Here is a 17,498-nt window from a genome sequence, read left to right as displayed (position 1 = left end):
CAAGAATGGCTAAGGTATTCGCAATCGCGAACCAGAAAGGTGGTGTGGGCAAAACCACCACCTGTATCAATCTCGCAGCATCGCTGGTGGCAACCAAGCGCCGCGTGCTGCTGATCGATCTCGATCCACAGGGCAACGCCACCATGGGTAGCGGTGTGGATAAACACGTCCTGGAACATTCGGTCTATGACCTGTTGATCGGCGAATGCGACCTGGCCCAGGCCATGCACTTCTCCGAGCACGGCGGCTATCAGCTGCTGCCGGCCAACCGCGACCTGACCGCCGCCGAAGTGGTCCTGCTGGAAATGCAGATGAAGGAGAGCCGCCTGCGCACCGCGCTGGCGCCGATCCGCGAGAATTACGACTACATCCTGATCGACTGCCCGCCGTCGCTGTCGATGCTGACCCTCAACGCCCTGGTCGCCGCCGATGGTGTGATCATTCCGATGCAATGTGAATACTTTGCCCTGGAAGGCTTGAGCGACCTTGTGGATAACATCAAGCGGATCGGCGAGCGGCTGAACCCGCAGCTCAAGGTCGAAGGCCTGCTGCGGACCATGTACGACCCACGTCTGAGCCTGATCAACGATGTTTCCGCACAGCTCAAGGAACACTTCGGCGACCAGCTGTACGACACCGTGATTCCACGCAACATCCGCCTTGCCGAGGCCCCGAGCTTCGGCATGCCGGCCCTGGCCTACGACAAGCAATCGCGTGGCGCCCTGGCATACCTGGCACTGGCCGGGGAACTGGTTCGTCGCCAACGTCGTCAAACCCGCACTGCACAGACAACTTAAGGAATCCGCATGGCCGTTAAGAAACGGGGTCTCGGACGTGGGTTGGATGCACTGCTCAGTGGTCCGACCGTCAGCGCGCTCGAAGAGCAGGCTGTCCAGGTCGACCAAAAGGAACTGCAACACCTGCCGCTCGACCTGATCCAGCGCGGCAAGTACCAGCCGCGCCGGGACATGGACCCGCAGGCACTGGAAGAACTCGCCCACTCGATCAAGAGCCAGGGCGTGATGCAGCCGATCGTGGTGCGCCCGATCGCTGACAACAAATTCGAGATCATCGCCGGTGAACGCCGCTGGCGCGCCAGCCAGCAGGCCGGCATGGACACCATCCCGGCCATGGTCCGCGATGTGCCGGATGAAGCGGCCATCGCCATGGCCCTGATCGAGAACATCCAGCGCGAAGATCTCAACCCGGTGGAAGAGGCCATCGCCCTGCAGCGTCTGCAGCAGGAATTCCAGCTGACCCAGCAACAGGTCGCCGATGCTGTGGGCAAGTCGCGGGTAACCGTGGCCAACCTGCTGCGCCTGATCTCGTTGCCAGAGGTGATCAAGACCATGTTGTCCCACGGCGACCTGGAAATGGGTCACGCCCGGGCATTGCTCGGATTGCCGGATGAACAGCAGGTCGATGGGGCGCGTCACGTTGTCGCACGCGGCCTGACCGTGCGCCAGACTGAAGCACTGGTTCGCCAGTGGCTCAACGGTAAGCCTGAGGCCGCAGAACCTGCCAAGCCGGACCCGGACATCACCCGCCTTGAACAGCGTCTGGCAGAGCGTCTGGGCTCGGCCGTACAGATTCGTCACGGCAACAAGGGCAAGGGCCAGTTAGTTATCCGTTACAACTCACTAGATGAGTTGCAAGGTGTGCTTGCTCACATCCGCTGAAACAATTCCTTTTGTAGCGCGTAGTCGGAAATCACTACCCGGCAGTTGAATAGGGGTTAAACCGCCCCTATACTCTGCGCGCATTTTGTCGGCACAAATTATGCCAAGTCATAGCTGACTGGTTGGTCGACTTTCGAGGAGCAGTTGTGATGGAAACCCGCACGCCAAACCGCTTGCCTTTCCATCGCTGGGCGGTTTTTCCGGTACTGTTGGCTCAATGTGTCGTGTTTCTGCTGGCAACTTTGGCGTTGTGGCAGTGGCACGGGGCGGTCAGTGGATATTCGGCACTCTGCGGAGGGCTGATTGCCTGGCTGCCGAATGTGTATTTCGCCTGGAAGGCTTTTCGTTACACGGGAGCCAGGGCAGCGCAGGCCATCGTCAAGTCGTTCTACGCTGGCGAGGCAGGCAAGTTGATTTTGACGGCAGTGCTTTTTGCACTGACGTTCGCAGGAGTGAAGCCATTGGCGCCGTTAGCAGTCTTCGGTGTCTTTCTGCTGACCCAGTTGGTCAGCTGGTTCGCGCCCCTGCTGATGAATATAAGACTTTCGAGACCTTAGGGCGTTTGAGGCAACCATGGCAGCAGAAACCGCTTCGGGCTATATCCAGCACCACTTGCAGAACCTGACCTTCGGTCAACTACCAGACGGCGGTTGGGGCTTTGCCCATTCCGCAGCAGAAGCCAAGGCAATGGGCTTCTGGGCTTTCCACCTGGATACCCTGGGTTGGTCGGTCGCACTGGGTCTGCTTTTCGTATTCCTGTTCCGCATGGCAGCCAAGAAGGCGACTTCCGGTCAGCCTGGCGGCCTGCAGAACTTCGTAGAAGTGCTGGTTGAGTTCGTCGACGGCAGCGTCAAGGACAGCTTCCACGGCCGCAGCCCGGTGATCGCCCCGCTGGCGCTGACCATTTTCGTCTGGGTCTTCCTGATGAACGCCGTCGACCTGATCCCGGTCGACTGGATTCCGCAACTGGCCATCCTGATCTCCGGTGATCCGCACATTCCGTTCCGTGCCGTTTCGACCACCGACCCGAACGCGACCCTGGCCATGGCCTTCAGCGTATTCGCCCTGATCATTTTCTACAGCATCAAGGTCAAAGGCCTCGGCGGCTTCCTCGGCGAGCTGACCCTGCACCCGTTCGGCAGCAAGAACATCTTCGTTCAGATCCTGCTGATTCCGGTCAACTTCCTGCTCGAATTCGTGACCCTGATTGCCAAGCCAATCTCGCTGGCCCTGCGTCTGTTCGGCAACATGTACGCCGGCGAGCTGGTGTTCATCCTGATTGCCGTGATGTTCGGCAGCGGCCTGCTCTGGCTCAGCGGCCTGGGCGTGGTGCTGCAGTGGGCGTGGGCTGTGTTCCACATCCTGATCATCACCCTGCAAGCGTTCATCTTCATGATGCTTACCATCGTCTACCTGTCGATGGCTCACGAAGATAACCATTAAGACCGCCTGGCGTGTCTGATGACCCTTGCGCCGGTACGGGGAAGGGTCGAAAAAGTCCGCAAGGGCAGCTGTACCAAACGATTTTGTTTTACCGCTTCAAACTAAAAAACCTAACCAATACGACGTAAAAGTCGGGAGGAAAGATGGAAACTGTAGTTGGTCTTACCGCTATCGCTGTTGCTCTGCTGATCGGCCTGGGTGCTCTGGGTACCGCCATTGGTTTCGGCCTGCTGGGCGGCAAGTTCCTGGAAGGCGCTGCTCGTCAGCCAGAGATGGTTCCAATGCTGCAAGTTAAAATGTTCATCGTTGCCGGTCTGCTCGACGCCGTAACCATGATCGGTGTTGGTATCGCTCTGTTCTTCACCTTCGCTAATCCCTTCGTTGGTCAAATCGCCGGCTAATCACTCGAATTCTCGAGTGGTTTGGTGTGATGGACAAAGAACGAGCGAGGTGTTGGCGTGAACATTAATGCAACCCTGATTGGTCAGTCCGTTGCGTTCTTCATTTTTGTGCTGTTCTGCATGAAGTTCGTGTGGCCTCCGGTCATCGCGGCATTGCAAGAACGTCAGAAGAAGATCGCGGATGGACTGGACGCTGCCAACCGAGCAGCTCGCGACCTGGAGTTGGCCCAAGACAAAGCGGGTCAGCAACTGCGCGAAGCGAAAGCTCAGGCAGCCGAAATCATTGAGCAAGCCAAGAAGCGCGGTGCTCAGATCGTCGAGGAAGCCCGTGATCAGGCCCGCGTCGAAGCTGACCGTGTGAAGGCTCAGGCTCAGGCCGAGATCGAACAGGAAATTAACGGTGTCAAAGACGCCCTGCGTGCCCAAGTGGGTCTGCTGGCTGTCGGCGGTGCTGAAAAGATCCTTGGCGCCACAATCGATCAAAACGCGCATGCGGAGCTGGTTAATAAACTGGCCGCTGAAATTTAAGCGAGGGCGATCATGGCAGAACTGACCACGTTGGCCCGACCTTACGCTAAGGCGGCCTTTGAGCACGCCCAGGCCCATCAGCAACTGGCCAATTGGTCAGCCATGCTCGGCCTGGCTGCTGCAGTGTCGGAAGACGACACGATGCAGCGCCTGCTCAAGGCCCCGCGACTGACGAGCGCAGAAAAGGCCGCCGCGTTTATTGACGTGTGCGGTGACAAGTTCGATGCACAGGCACAGAATTTCATTCATGTTGCCGCGGAAAACGACCGTCTCCTGCTTTTGCCGGAGATTTCGGCTTTGTTCGACCTGTACAAGGCTGAACAAGAGAAATCCGTGGACGTGGAAGTCACCAGTGCTTTTGCGTTGAACCAAGAACAGCAAGACAAACTCGCCAAGGTTCTCAGTGCACGGCTCAGCCGGGAAGTGCGCCTGCATGCGACGGAGGATGCCACCCTGATCGGTGGTGTCGTGATCCGCGCCGGCGACCTGGTAATCGATGGCTCGGTTCGCGGCAAAATCGCGAAACTGGCCGAAGCATTGAAATCTTGAGTTTGAAGGGGCAGCAGAGCAATGCAGCAACTCAATCCTTCCGAAATTAGTGAAATCATCAAGGGTCGCATCGAGAAACTCGACGTGACCTCCCAAGCCCGCAACGAGGGTACCGTCGTCAGCGTTTCTGACGGTATCGTGCGGATTCACGGTCTGGCCGACGTTATGTACGGCGAAATGATCGAGTTTCCAGGTGGCGTGTTCGGTATGGCCCTCAACCTGGAGCAAGACTCCGTTGGTGCGGTAGTACTGGGCGCCTACGACACCCTCGCTGAAGGCATGAGCGCCAAGTGCACCGGCCGCATCCTCGAAGTTCCAGTTGGTAAGGAACTGCTGGGTCGCGTAGTCGACGCACTGGGTAACCCAATCGACGGCAAAGGCCCACTGGGCAACACCGAGACCGACGCGGTCGAGAAAGTTGCTCCGGGCGTGATCTGGCGTAAGTCGGTAGACCAGCCTGTACAGACTGGCTACAAATCTGTCGACGCCATGATCCCGGTCGGCCGTGGCCAGCGCGAGCTGATCATCGGTGACCGTCAGATCGGTAAGACCGCCATGGCGATCGACGCCATCATCAACCAGAAAGACTCCGGTATTTTCTGTGTTTATGTTGCTGTCGGTCAGAAGCGTTCCACCGTTGCCAACATCGTTCGCAAGCTGGAAGAAAACGGCGCCCTGGCCAACACCATCGTGGTGGTTGCCAGTGCTTCGGAATCCGCCGCACTGCAATTCCTGGCGCCATACGCCGGTTGCACCATGGGCGAGTTCTTCCGTGACCGCGGTGAAGACGCGCTGATCGTATACGATGACCTGTCCAAGCAGGCCGTTGCCTACCGTCAGATCTCCCTGCTGCTGCGCCGTCCACCAGGACGTGAAGCGTACCCAGGTGACGTGTTCTATCTCCACTCCCGTCTGCTGGAGCGTGCATCGCGCGTTTCCGAAGAGTACGTCGAGAAGTTCACCAACGGTGCTGTAACTGGCAAGACCGGTTCCCTGACCGCACTGCCGATCATCGAAACCCAGGCTGGCGACGTTTCCGCGTTCGTTCCGACCAACGTGATTTCCATCACCGACGGTCAGATCTTCCTGGAATCGGCCATGTTCAACTCGGGCATCCGCCCTGCAGTGAACGCCGGTGTTTCGGTATCCCGTGTGGGTGGTGCCGCTCAGACCAAGATCATCAAGAAGCTCTCCGGTGGTATCCGTACCGCTCTGGCTCAGTACCGTGAACTGGCGGCATTCGCCCAGTTCGCTTCTGACCTGGACGAAGCCACCCGTAAGCAACTCGAGCACGGTCAACGTGTTACCGAGCTGATGAAGCAGAAGCAATACGCTCCAATGTCCATCGCGGACATGGCGCTGTCGCTGTATGCCGCTGAGCGTGGGTTCCTGACCGACGTTGAAATCGCCAAGATTGGTAGCTTCGAACAAGCACTGATCGCTTACTTCAACCGTGATCACGCCGAACTGATGGCGAAGATCAACGTGAAGGGTGACTTCAACGACGAAATCGACGCTGGCATCAAAGCCGGTATCGAGAAGTTCAAGGCCACCCAAACCTGGTAAGCCGCAGCGGGGGCTTTGCGGCCCCCGCTTGCTAACCTGATAGGTGTTACATGGCAGGCGCAAAAGAGATTCGCAGTAAGATTGCGAGCATCAAAAGCACGCAAAAAATTACCAGCGCCATGGAAAAAGTGGCGGTCAGTAAAATGCGCAAGGCACAAATGCGCATGGCTGCTAGCCGTCCTTACGCGGAGCGTATCCGCCAGGTTATCGGTCATCTGGCCAACGCCAACCCGGAATACCGCCACCCCTTCATGATCGAACGCGAAGTAAAGCGCGTTGGTTATGTCGTCGTGAGCAGTGACCGTGGTCTGTGCGGTGGCTTGAACACCAACCTGTTCAAGGCTCTGGTCAAGGACATGGCGGTCAACCGCGAGCAAGGTATCGAGATCGATCTTTGCGTGGTTGGCAGCAAGGGTGCGGCGTTTTTCCGCAGCTTCGGCGGCAACGTCGTAGCCGCGATCAGCCACCTGGGCGAAGAGCCGTCGATCAATGATCTGATCGGCAGCGTCAAGGTCATGCTGGACGCTTACCTGGATGGTCGTATCGACCGTCTGTCCGTGGTATCGAACAAGTTCGTCAATACCATGACGCAAGCCCCAACGGTCGAGCAGTTGATTCCGTTGGTTGCAACCCCGGATCAAGAACTCAAGCACCACTGGGACTACCTCTACGAACCTGACGCCAAAGAGCTGCTGGACGGCCTGATGGTGCGTTACGTGGAGTCGCAGGTCTACCAGGCGGTGGTCGAGAACAACGCAGCTGAACAAGCTGCCCGGATGATCGCGATGAAGAACGCCACCGACAACGCCGGTGACCTGATCAGCGAATTGCAGCTGATCTACAACAAGGCGCGTCAGGCTGCGATCACCCAAGAGATCTCGGAAATCGTCGGCGGCGCTGCCGCGGTTTAACGGTTCAAATATTCAGAGGATCCAGCTATGAGTAGCGGACGTATCGTTCAAATCATCGGCGCCGTCATCGACGTGGAATTTCCACGTGACAGCGTTCCGAGTGTTTACAACGCGCTGAAAGTAGTAGGCGCGGAAACCACCCTGGAAGTTCAGCAGCAGCTGGGCGACGGCGTGGTTCGTACCATTGCGATGGGCTCGACCGAAGGCTTGAAGCGCGGTCTGGACGTTGCAGACACCGGCGCAGCCATCTCCGTACCAGTCGGTAAAGCGACCCTGGGCCGGATCATGGACGTCCTGGGTAACCCAATCGACGAAGCTGGCCCGATCGGTGAAGAAGAGCGCTGGGGTATCCACCGCGACGCTCCTTCGTTCGCTGACCAGGCAGGCGGCAACGACCTGCTGGAAACCGGCATCAAGGTTATCGACCTGGTTTGCCCGTTCGCCAAGGGCGGTAAAGTTGGTCTGTTCGGTGGTGCCGGTGTAGGCAAAACCGTAAACATGATGGAACTGATCCGTAACATCGCCATCGAGCACAGCGGTTATTCCGTGTTCGCCGGTGTGGGTGAGCGTACTCGTGAGGGTAACGACTTCTACCACGAGATGAAGGACTCCAACGTTCTCGACAAAGTAGCGCTGGTCTACGGTCAGATGAACGAGCCACCAGGAAACCGTCTGCGCGTAGCGCTGACCGGCCTGACCATGGCTGAGAAGTTCCGTGACGAAGGTAACGACGTTCTGCTGTTCGTCGACAACATCTATCGTTACACCCTGGCCGGTACCGAAGTATCCGCACTGCTGGGCCGTATGCCTTCGGCAGTAGGTTACCAGCCGACCCTGGCTGAAGAGATGGGCGTTCTGCAAGAGCGTATCACTTCGACCAAGGAAGGTTCGATCACCTCGATCCAGGCCGTATACGTACCTGCGGACGACCTGACCGACCCGTCGCCAGCGACCACCTTCGCCCACTTGGACGCTACCGTCGTACTGTCCCGTGACATCGCCTCCCTGGGTATCTACCCAGCGGTCGATCCACTGGACTCGACTTCGCGCCAGCTGGACCCGAACGTGATCGGCAACGAGCACTACGACACCGCTCGTGGCGTTCAGTATGTTCTGCAGCGCTACAAAGAGCTGAAGGACATCATCGCCATTCTGGGTATGGACGAACTGTCCGAAACCGACAAGCAGCTGGTATCGCGCGCTCGTAAGATCCAGCGCTTCCTGTCCCAGCCGTTCTTCGTGGCCGAAGTCTTCACCGGTTCTCCAGGTAAATACGTTTCCCTGAAAGACACCATTGCAGGCTTCAGCGGCATCCTCAAAGGTGACTACGACCACCTGCCAGAACAAGCGTTCTACATGGTCGGCAGCATCGAAGAAGCCGTCGAGAAAGCCAAGAAACTGTAATCCCGGCGCCCCGCAAGGGGCGCTAATCAGGTTGAGGCAAGCAGATGGCTATGACAGTCCATTGCGATATCGTCAGCGCGGAAGGGGAAATTTTCTCCGGTCTGGTCGAGATGGTGATTGCGCACGGCAACCTGGGTGATCTTGGTATCGCTCCAGGCCACGCCCCGCTGATCACTAATCTGAAGCCAGGTCCGATCACGCTGACCAAGCAGGGTGGCGCCCAAGAGGTGTTCTACATCTCTGGTGGTTTCCTCGAGGTCCAGCCGAACATGGTCAAGGTGCTTGCCGATACTGTGCAACGTGCTGCAGACCTGGACGAGGCTCAGGCTCAGGAAGCCCTCAAGGCTGCCGAGAACGCCCTGAATCTGAAAGGCGCGGATTTCGACTACGGCGCCGCCGCCGCACGTCTGGCCGAGGCCGCAGCCCAGCTGCGTACCGTCCAGCAAATGCGCAAAGGCAAGTAATCTGGCGCTCGCCGATCACTTCCGTAGCGATTGAGTTAAAGGGTAGCCTCGGCTACCCTTTTTCTTTTTCCGAATTTCTTCTTCTGGTCACAGCGCTGACCCCCCAGGATTGGTAGCCAGTCAATGTCTCTCGATATCGTTATTCTCGCCGCAGGCCAAGGTACCCGCATGCGCTCGGCGCTGCCCAAGGTGCTGCATCCGGTCGCCGGCGACTCCATGCTCGGCCATGTTATCCACAGTGCCCGCCAACTGCAGCCGCAGGGTATTCATGTGGTGATCGGGCATGGTGCGGAGCTGGTACGTGAACGACTGGCCGCCGATGACCTGAACTTCGTGCTGCAAGACAAGCAGTTGGGCACCGGCCACGCCGTGGCCCAGGCCCTACCGGCACTGAATGCCGATACCGTGCTGATCCTCTACGGCGATGTACCACTGATCGAGGTAGACACGCTCAAGCGTTTGCTTGCCAAGGTCACCCCGCAGCAGCTTGGCCTGCTGACCGTGACCCTGGATGATCCGACCGGCTATGGCCGCATCGTCCGTGATGCCCAGGGTCAGGTGGCGGCGATCGTCGAGCACAAGGATGCCAGCGACGCACAGAAAGCTATCAACGAAGGCAACACCGGCATCCTCGCCGTCCCGGGCGCGCGCCTGGCTGACTGGCTGGGCCGGCTGTCGAACAACAACGCCCAGGGCGAGTACTACCTCACCGACGTCATCGCCATGGCCGTGGCCGATGGCCTGGTGGTCGCCACCGAACAGCCGCTGGACCCGATGGAAGTGCAGGGCGCCAACGACCGTCGCCAGCTGGCTGAGCTGGAGCGTCACTATCAGCTGCGCGAAGGCCGCCGCCTGATGGCCCAGGGCGTGACCCTGCGTGACCCGGCGCGCTTCGATGTACGTGGTGAAGTGACCGTTGGTCGCGACGTGCTGATCGATATCAACGTGATCCTCGAAGGTCGCGTGGTCATCGAAGACGACGTCGTCATCGGCCCGAACTGCGTGATCAAGAACAGCACCCTGCGCAAGGGTGTGGTGGTCAAAGCCAACAGCCATCTGGAAGGCGCGATCATGGGTGAAGGCAGTGATGCCGGCCCGTTTGCCCGCCTGCGTCCAGGCAGCGTGCTCGAAGCGCGTGCCCATGTGGGTAACTTTGTCGAATTGAAGAACGCCCACCTGGGTGAAGGCGCCAAGGCCGGTCACCTGACTTACCTGGGTGATGCCGAGGTCGGCGCGCGTACCAACATTGGGGCCGGCACCATCACCTGTAACTATGACGGCGCCAACAAGTTCAAGACCGTGCTGGGTGAAGACGTGTTCATCGGCTCGAACAACTCGCTGGTAGCGCCTGTGGATATCCTCGACGGCGCCACCACCGCAGCGGGTTCAACTATTACCCAGAACGTTGAAGCGGCGCAGTTGGCGGTCGGTCGGGCGCGTCAGCGCAATATCGATGGCTGGAAGCGGCCGGAGAAGATCAAGAAGAGCTGAGTTATCCACAGCTGAAAAAGAAGGCCGACGGGATTGTGCATAAGTCGGCCTTTTTCATTCTGTGGATAAAGTCGTGCTGTGGAGAAAGTTGTTCACATTAAGAAAATCTTTTCAGCGTCCTTGACGCATGAGTCGCTATAGGTTTTGATTGGCATCATTATCTTTCGAAACGAAACTTAAGGCACCATGTCGAAACGTAACACTCCCCAACGTCGTCATAACATCCTGGCTTTGCTCAATGAGCAGGGCGAGGTGAGCGTCGACGCTTTGGCCAAGCGTTTCGAAACCTCGGAAGTCACCATCCGCAAGGATCTGGCTGCCCTTGAAGCCAACGGCCTGCTGCTGCGTCGCTATGGCGGTGCGGTAACTCTGCCGCAGGAACTGTTTACTGATCAGGGCCAGCCGGTCTCCCTTTATAAGCAGGCCATCGCCAAGGCTGCTGTGGGACGTATCCGCGAACACGCACGAATCATCATCGACAGTGGCAGCACCACCGCTGCGATGATCCCGGAGCTGGGTCATCAACCCGGTCTGGTGGTGATGACCAACTCGTTGAATGTGGCCCGTGCCCTCAGCGAACTGGAACACGAACCGGTACTGCTGATGACCGGTGGCACCTGGGACCCGCATTCGGAATCGTTCCAGGGCCAGGTAGCCGAGCAGGTACTACGCTCGTACGACTTCGACCAACTGTTCATTGGCGCCGACGGCATCGACCTGGCGCGCGGCACCACCACGTTCAACGAACTGCTGGGCCTGAGCCGGGTGATGGCTGACGTCGCCCGGGAAGTGATCGTCATGGTCGAGTCCGACAAGGTCGGGCGCAAGATCCCCAACCTTGAGCTGCCGTGGAGCAGCGTCAACACCCTTATTACTGATGATCGCCTGCCCACCGAGGCACGCGAACAGATTGAAGCCCGCGGCATCAACGTGATTTGCGCCGCTATCACCCAGGAGCATGACTAATGTGTGGAATCGTTGGTGCCGTCGCCGAACGTAACATCACAACCATTCTGATCGAAGGCCTCAAGCGTCTCGAGTACCGTGGCTATGACAGCGCAGGTCTGGCCGTTTACACCCAGCAGGGCAACCTCGAGCGCCGCCGTCGTATCGGCAAGGTCAGTGAGCTGGAAGCTGCAGTCGGCGCTGAACCGCTGGCCGGCAACCTGGGTATCGCCCATACCCGTTGGGCCACCCACGGTGCCCCAACCGAGCACAATGCTCACCCGCATTTCTCCGGTCATGAACTGGCGGTGGTGCACAACGGCATCATCGAGAACCACGAAGAACTGCGTGAAAAGCTCAAGGGCCTGGGTTACGTATTCAGCTCCGAGACCGATACCGAGGTGATCGTTCACCTGCTGGCTCACACCCTCAAATCTTTGCCTGACCTGGCCGATGCCCTCAAGGCTGCGGTCAAGCAGCTACACGGCGCTTATGGCCTGGCAGTGATCAGCGCCAAGCAGCCTGATCGCCTGTTGGCAGCCCGCAGCGGCAGCCCGCTGGTCATCGGCCTGGGCCACGGCGAGAACTTCCTGGCTTCCGACCAACTGGCCCTGCGCCAGGTCACCGACCGCTTCATGTACCTGGAAGAGGGCGACATCGCCGAAATCCGCCGCGAACAGGTCACCATCTGGGACGTCGCCGGCACCCAGGTCCAGCGCGAAACCGTGCAATACCATGAAGGCGCCGAAGCGGCTGACAAGGGCGAGTACCGTCACTTCATGCTCAAGGAAATCCACGAGCAGCCAACCGTGGTGCAACGCACCCTGGAAGGCCGCCTGGGCAAGGATCACGTGATGGTCCAGGCTTTCGGTCCGCAAGCTGCCGAGCTGTTCGCCAAAGTGCGCAATGTGCAGATCGTTGCCTGCGGCACCAGCTACCATGCCGGTATGGTTGCCCGTTACTGGCTGGAAAGCCTGGCCGGTATTCCTTGCCAGGTCGAAGTCGCCAGCGAGTTCCGCTACCGCAAGGTGGTGGTGCAGCCTGACACCCTGTTCGTCTCGATCTCCCAATCGGGTGAAACCGCCGACACCCTGGCTGCCCTGCGCAACGCCAAGGAACTGGGCTTCCTCGGCAGCCTGGCAATCTGCAACGTTGGCATCAGTTCGCTGGTGCGTGAGTCGGACCTGACCCTGCTGACCCAGGCCGGCCCGGAAATTGGCGTAGCTTCGACCAAGGCCTTCACCACCCAGCTGGTGTCGCTGATGCTGCTGACCCTGTCCCTGGGCCAGGTGCGCGGTACCTTGGCCGCCGGTGTCGAGGCTGAGCTGGTGGAAGAACTGCGTCGCCTGCCAACCCGCCTGGGCGAAGCCCTGGCCATGGATGCGATCGTCGAGAAGACCGCCGAGCTGTTCGCCGACAAGCACCACACCCTGTTCCTCGGCCGCGGTGCGCAGTTCCCGGTGGCGATGGAGGGTGCTCTGAAACTCAAGGAGATCTCCTACATCCACGCTGAAGCCTACCCGGCCGGCGAGCTCAAGCACGGCCCGCTGGCGCTGGTCGACAGCGACATGCCAGTGGTCACTGTGGCGCCGAACAACGAGCTGCTGGAAAAGCTCAAGTCCAACCTGCAGGAAGTCCGCGCTCGCGGTGGCGAGCTGATCGTCTTCGCAGACGAGCAGGCCGGCATGAGCAATGGTGAAGGCACCCATGTAATCGCCGTGCCGCACATCATCGATGCCCTGGCGCCGATCCTCTACACCATCCCGCTGCAACTGCTGTCGTACTACGTGGCGGTGCTCAAGGGTACCGACGTCGACCAGCCGCGTAACCTGGCGAAATCGGTGACTGTCGAGTAACGGTCGCTGCGGTAAAGTCCAGATGGTTTTAAAGAATTAAAACTGTCGCGGATGAAGGGAGCCGCCACTGGCTCCCTTCTTTGACGCGCCCTTCCTATCTCCTGTTGCGCTTGCCGCAACCCTCGTTCGACACTTGCCGGCCATGCCAGCGTCATGCTGCTTTAGCCTGTGTGCTATCTCAGTTTCTGACTCACGATCGCTTCACGAACGTAGCGCGCTGGTGAGTTTCCAAGCGTTTTGCGAAACATGCTGATGAAAGAACTGACAGACTCATAGCCCAACGCTTCGGCGGTGCTCTGCACCGATGCGCCCTCGACCAAGTGCTGCAACGCAACGATTATCTGCCATTGCTTACGCCAATGTCCGAAGGTAAGGCCCGTCTCGCTTTTGATCAGCCGCGCAAGAGTCCGCTCACTCATGGCAACCCTGTCTGCCCACTCGGCCACTGTCACACGACTAGCAGGGGCCTCAGCCAAGGCGCTAGCAATCTTCCGTACTTGCGGGCTCTTCGGAAGCGGTAGATAAAAACGCTCAGTAGGTGCTTGTTCCAGGAGCTCAAGTAGCACCCCAGCAAGCCGCGTAATCTGGCCATCGGCAGGATAATCGTTAGGGCAGCCTGCCAGATGCAAAACCAACTCCAGGATGAGTGGGCTCAATGCCAGGGTGCAGCAATGCTCCGGAAGCTGAGCGATGCCAGGCTCTATGAACAGCAAGCAGATCTTGCCATTGGCCGTAACGCGGTTGCTATGAACTGTTCCACTTGGAACCCATACACCAAAGCCTGGCGGTACCATCCATAAGCCATCTTCGATGGTGCACACGTTTCCCCCTTTCAATGCCACGACCAGTTGGCCCTTGCGGTGGTAGTGGACAGGTACCTCAGTGTCGTTTTGTTGAGACTCGATCAGCAAGGCCACAGCCGGCTGCGCAAGTGAATCAGGATCATGAAGATCTAGAGGGAAAGCGGTCGTAGCCATAAAGTGCCGCTATGTCTGAATTTGATTATTTATTGTCTTAATAGTCCATATCTGAATCAAGCTGCATTTTCTACGATGCGCTGACTTGGCCAGCAACAGGTGCGATCCATGCTCAGCGAGTTCTCCTTTGCCAACGTGTACTTCCCTCCACTGTTCATCTACCTGCTGGTAGCAACGGTGCTCTATCTCATTTTGGAAAGGATGACGCGACGTTGGTTGGACCTGATGTGGCATCCAAACCTGCTCCGATTCTTCCTGTCGGTGTCCTTGCTTTCTCTGCTGGTCATCAATTTCTGAAGAGGCGTCGATGAATCACGTAGTGAGATTGTTCAAGTTCCTGGCCACCCTGGTTGTTGGTGCCTTTTCACTCTATTTCTGCCTGTCACTTTGGAATGCTTATGTATTGGCACCATGGACCCGAGATGGCCGCATTAGTGCTCAGGTTATCCGAATCGCTCCCGAGGTATCCGGCAGCATCGAGCGGGTTTGGGTCGGTGATAACCAGTGGGTGCAAAAGGGCGATCTGATGTACAGCATCGATGCTCGAAGCTATGCCCTGGCAGTCGATCAAAAAGCCGCCGAACTGGCCGAGGTCAAGGAGGTGTTCCAGCAGCGCAACGAAGAGCTACGCCGCAGGAAGCTGCTTGTAGGTGTAGTGCCCAAGGAAGAGATCGATAACGCTGTACGCTCCAGTGCAATCGCCAAAGCTCGGCTGAACATTGCACAGACCCAGTTGGCACAGGCTCAACTGGAACTACAACGCACCAAGATCTTTGCGCCCGTAGATGGCTACGTCACCCAACTGCGTCTGCAACCCGGTGATTATGCCGTTGCAGGTGGCACCAACATGTTCGTTGTCGACAGCAAGAGTTTCTGGGTCACCGGCTATTTCGAGGAGACCAAACTCACAAATATTCCTCTTGGAGCCAGTGCCAAGGTCAAGCTCATGGGGTTCTCGCCGCTGCTCTCCGGTCATGTGTCGAGCATAGGACGGGGAGTCTCAGATACCAATGAAGTGCGGGCGCAGAACGGTTTACCTCAGGTGAGCCCGACGTTCAGCTGGATTCGACTGGCCCAGAGATTGCCGGTGCGCATTGAAATTGACCACATCCCGGAGGGCGTGGAGCTTGCAGCAGGCATGACAGCAAGTATTGAGGTGGACCAGGCTGATGCACCAAACCATCAGCGTCTGACTCATTGGCTCCAGGAGTATCTGTAATGGGCGCCGTAGCTATAGGTAAACGGTTTGGTGCATTGCCGTTGCCCTTTACTTCTTCTACAAGCCTGTATGTCTTGCGCAGTTGCATGGCAGCAGCTCTGGCATTATGCGTAGGTCTCTACCTGCATCTGGACTCGCCATTCTCCGCGGCCTCTACCGTGCTCCTGCTGGTCAATCCCGTTCAGGGAGCTGTGGTTGGCAAAGGTCTGCATCGTATCGCCGGCACACTGGTAGGTGCCGTAGCCGCATTCGTTCTGGTGGCGTGTTTCGCCCAGCAAATGATCCTGTTGATATTGGGCGTTGGGATATGGCTTGGGCTATGTGTAGCCGCTATGTCTGTAGTTCGGCATTACTACGCAACAACCGCCGTAGTGGCCGGCTACACCGTTTGCCTGGCGTTGGGGCCAGCCATTGTCGAACCTCAGATCAGCTTTGAACACATCGTCTCCCGTGCCACTGCGGTGGTGGTCGGGGCTATTAGTCTGACTCTGGTTACCGTTCTCTTCAGTCGCAAGACAGTCGAGGCTCGGATACGCGACACCGTGATCAGCTTGTGTGTCAAGGCCGCAGCATTGATTGCAGAGAAATACGCACAACCTGCAGATGAGCAGGCGCATCGCAACCGTCTTGTCCTCGCGGCAGAGATCAACAAGATGGACGATCTCCTCGGTCTGGGTCGAGGTGAATCCTGGGTCATCAGTGACAATTTGAAAGCCATCAGGTCTGGCTCGGCTTACTTGCAATCGGCACTGCTGGAACATGAGTTGCCTGCCGACTTGTCGGTACTGGAATCAACACATGCGGTTTCGGCAACGGGCCTTCAGCTTGCTTCGGTAAGCAGGGCATTAAGCGAGCACTCTCTGAGCCTGTCAGAGGCCAAGGTCCGAGTTCGAAATATTCGTGACGAGCTAGCAAGCAAAATAGCTTCGGCTCCCCAATCGAGTCATCCAGAACAACGTACCCTCCTTGCGTTCAGGCGCTTGGACGAGCAGTTGGAAGAGTTCGCTTTGGCCCTGGAAGGCTTCTCTTCCCTAGAGCAAGAAACTGCTCATGTTCATCGCCCATTTCGCTTTCATCGCCATTACGCCGACGGCCTGCGTAACGGGATCAGAGCCCTTCTGGCAACTTTGCTGGCAGGTGCTGTCTGGTACATAAGTGGCTGGGACCAAGGCCCGACCCTGCTGGCAGTTCTGGGGCCCTACTGCACACTGATCGCTGCAATGCCCACCCCCGAAAAAGGCACCGAAAGCTTTCTACGTGGGACGCTGTATGCGATTCCCGCAGCGCTCGCGTGCAAGTTCCTCATCCTGCCGCAGATCAATGGTCTGCCACTGCTTCTGGTCAGCCTGAGCCTTTTCTGGTCGTTCGGCATTCACGCGACTACCTTGCCTTCCCGCGCTTTCCAAGGGGTAGCTTTTCTGATCGCCTTCAACACTTTGGTATCTACTACTCTCGTACCCGCCTATGACTTCAATGATTTCGCGAATCAATCCGTTTCATGGATCATCGCTTTAGGTATCTGTCTGCTTGCGTACCAGCTACTACCAAAACGAAATGACAGGAATTTCGATGGGCTAGTTGAAGCCCTTCATCGCGAGACTCTGGTATTGCTTCGACGGGGTGCTGCCGGTAGTGATCACTCATGGCAGGTACGCCAGCAGCACCGGCTCGCCTCGTTGGCTGCACTGGCACCGGCAACACTCGATAGCCAACATCAACACGAGTACCTGGGCAGGTTGTCACTGCAACTAGCGCGTGAACTGAGGCGGGTGCATGCCGACCTGAAGCATCTTGACCCTCAAGGCCCGATCGCGCAGCTCATCGGCGCTGGTCTGAGCCGCCTCGCTCGCTCCCCTCAAAGCTACCCCCGGATGATCCTTCAATCACACCGAACCGCAAATTCATTGCGTCGGCTTGGCGCGATGCATTTCGCTGCGATCTTCGATGATTTGGCCTGGTTGTTGGGACAGTACGGACACGTTCAAAGTAAAAAAGTGAGGTCCTCATGAAACTGGTTAGCTCAATCCTGCTTGCTCTCTTGCTCCTCAGCCCGCTTAGCCAAGCA

At 58.0% G+C, this 17,498-nt stretch carries 18 protein-coding genes; 17 read left to right on the top strand and 1 reads right to left on the bottom strand.

The features are described 5' to 3' along the window. Positions 1-5: 5 nt before the first annotated feature. From ABM562_RS05255 to glmS, 14 genes are all read left to right on the top strand, one after another. Positions 6-797: a ParA family protein gene (locus tag ABM562_RS05255; protein ID WP_010222720.1), complete on the top strand. Its 792-nt coding sequence runs from the start codon at positions 6-8 to the stop codon at positions 795-797. A gap of 9 nt (positions 798-806) precedes the next feature. Further along, positions 807-1,679 carry a ParB/RepB/Spo0J family partition protein gene (locus tag ABM562_RS05250; protein ID WP_045199401.1) on the top strand — a complete coding sequence of 291 codons (873 nt, stop codon included), beginning with the start codon at positions 807-809 and terminating at the stop codon, positions 1,677-1,679. A 149-nt stretch (positions 1,680-1,828) separates the two neighbouring features. Beyond that, positions 1,829-2,236, top strand: a complete 408-nt coding sequence (locus ABM562_RS05245; protein ID WP_010222722.1) for a F0F1 ATP synthase subunit I — start codon at positions 1,829-1,831, stop codon at positions 2,234-2,236. A gap of 16 nt (positions 2,237-2,252) precedes the next feature. Next, complete coding sequence (gene atpB, locus ABM562_RS05240; protein ID WP_115084564.1) at positions 2,253-3,122, top strand: F0F1 ATP synthase subunit A; 870 nt, start codon at positions 2,253-2,255, stop codon at positions 3,120-3,122. A 143-nt stretch (positions 3,123-3,265) separates the two neighbouring features. Continuing rightward, positions 3,266-3,523: a F0F1 ATP synthase subunit C gene (gene atpE, locus ABM562_RS05235; protein WP_003097235.1), complete on the top strand. Its 258-nt coding sequence runs from the start codon at positions 3,266-3,268 to the stop codon at positions 3,521-3,523. Between the two features lie 57 nt (positions 3,524-3,580). Continuing rightward, positions 3,581-4,051 carry a F0F1 ATP synthase subunit B gene (locus ABM562_RS05230; protein ID WP_010222733.1) on the top strand — a complete coding sequence of 157 codons (471 nt, stop codon included), beginning with the start codon at positions 3,581-3,583 and terminating at the stop codon, positions 4,049-4,051. Between the two features lie 12 nt (positions 4,052-4,063). Further along, entirely contained in the window at positions 4,064-4,600 is a 537-nt protein-coding gene (locus tag ABM562_RS05225) for a F0F1 ATP synthase subunit delta (protein ID WP_115084566.1), read from the top strand. Positions 4,601-4,621: 21 nt separating this feature from the next. After that, the gene (atpA, locus tag ABM562_RS05220; protein WP_038997914.1) at positions 4,622-6,166 is read left to right on the top strand and encodes a F0F1 ATP synthase subunit alpha; all 1,545 of its coding nucleotides are present in this window, start codon (positions 4,622-4,624) and stop codon (positions 6,164-6,166) included. Positions 6,167-6,216: 50 nt separating this feature from the next. Further along, entirely contained in the window at positions 6,217-7,077 is an 861-nt protein-coding gene (atpG, locus tag ABM562_RS05215) for a F0F1 ATP synthase subunit gamma (RefSeq protein ID WP_038997915.1), read from the top strand. 27 nt (positions 7,078-7,104) lie between these two features. Beyond that, positions 7,105-8,481 carry a F0F1 ATP synthase subunit beta gene (atpD, locus tag ABM562_RS05210; RefSeq protein WP_115084568.1) on the top strand — a complete coding sequence of 459 codons (1,377 nt, stop codon included), beginning with the start codon at positions 7,105-7,107 and terminating at the stop codon, positions 8,479-8,481. 44 nt (positions 8,482-8,525) lie between these two features. Further along, on the top strand, positions 8,526-8,945 hold the full coding sequence (locus tag ABM562_RS05205; protein ID WP_038997917.1) for a F0F1 ATP synthase subunit epsilon: 420 nt from the start codon (positions 8,526-8,528) through the stop codon (positions 8,943-8,945). Between the two features lie 123 nt (positions 8,946-9,068). Continuing rightward, positions 9,069-10,436, top strand: coding sequence for a bifunctional UDP-N-acetylglucosamine diphosphorylase/glucosamine-1-phosphate N-acetyltransferase GlmU (gene glmU / locus ABM562_RS05200; protein ID WP_115084570.1), 1,368 nt, complete (start codon positions 9,069-9,071; stop codon positions 10,434-10,436). 186 nt (positions 10,437-10,622) lie between these two features. Further along, positions 10,623-11,402: a DeoR/GlpR family DNA-binding transcription regulator gene (locus ABM562_RS05195; RefSeq protein WP_134065270.1), complete on the top strand. Its 780-nt coding sequence runs from the start codon at positions 10,623-10,625 to the stop codon at positions 11,400-11,402. Further along, positions 11,402-13,237, top strand: a complete 1,836-nt coding sequence (gene glmS, locus ABM562_RS05190; RefSeq protein WP_115084574.1) for a glutamine--fructose-6-phosphate transaminase (isomerizing) — start codon at positions 11,402-11,404, stop codon at positions 13,235-13,237. The genes ABM562_RS05195 and glmS overlap by 1 nt, the downstream gene beginning before the upstream one ends. A 173-nt stretch (positions 13,238-13,410) precedes the next feature. On the opposite strand, the gene ABM562_RS05185 is transcribed toward glmS, so the two are convergent. Next, positions 13,411-14,214, bottom strand: coding sequence for an AraC family transcriptional regulator (locus ABM562_RS05185; protein WP_258578598.1), 804 nt, complete (start codon positions 14,212-14,214; stop codon positions 13,411-13,413). A gap of 108 nt (positions 14,215-14,322) precedes the next feature. On the opposite strand from ABM562_RS05185, the gene ABM562_RS05180 reads away from it, so the two are divergent. Genes ABM562_RS05180 through ABM562_RS05170 form a run of 3 tightly spaced genes read left to right on the top strand, consistent with a single transcriptional unit; the run spans position 14,323 to position 17,442 of the window. Further along, positions 14,323-14,511 carry a DUF1656 domain-containing protein gene (locus ABM562_RS05180; protein WP_258578597.1) on the top strand — a complete coding sequence of 63 codons (189 nt, stop codon included), beginning with the start codon at positions 14,323-14,325 and terminating at the stop codon, positions 14,509-14,511. A gap of 10 nt (positions 14,512-14,521) precedes the next feature. After that, positions 14,522-15,433: an efflux RND transporter periplasmic adaptor subunit gene (locus tag ABM562_RS05175; RefSeq protein ID WP_258578596.1), complete on the top strand. Its 912-nt coding sequence runs from the start codon at positions 14,522-14,524 to the stop codon at positions 15,431-15,433. Further along, positions 15,433-17,442 carry an FUSC family protein gene (locus ABM562_RS05170; RefSeq protein WP_460421063.1) on the top strand — a complete coding sequence of 670 codons (2,010 nt, stop codon included), beginning with the start codon at positions 15,433-15,435 and terminating at the stop codon, positions 17,440-17,442. Before ABM562_RS05175 ends, ABM562_RS05170 begins: the two co-directional genes overlap by 1 nt. Positions 17,443-17,498: the final 56 nt, after the last annotated feature.

Source organism: Pseudomonas sp. ZL2, assembly GCF_054788455.1.
This window is presented reverse-complemented; position numbering and strand designations above follow the sequence as displayed.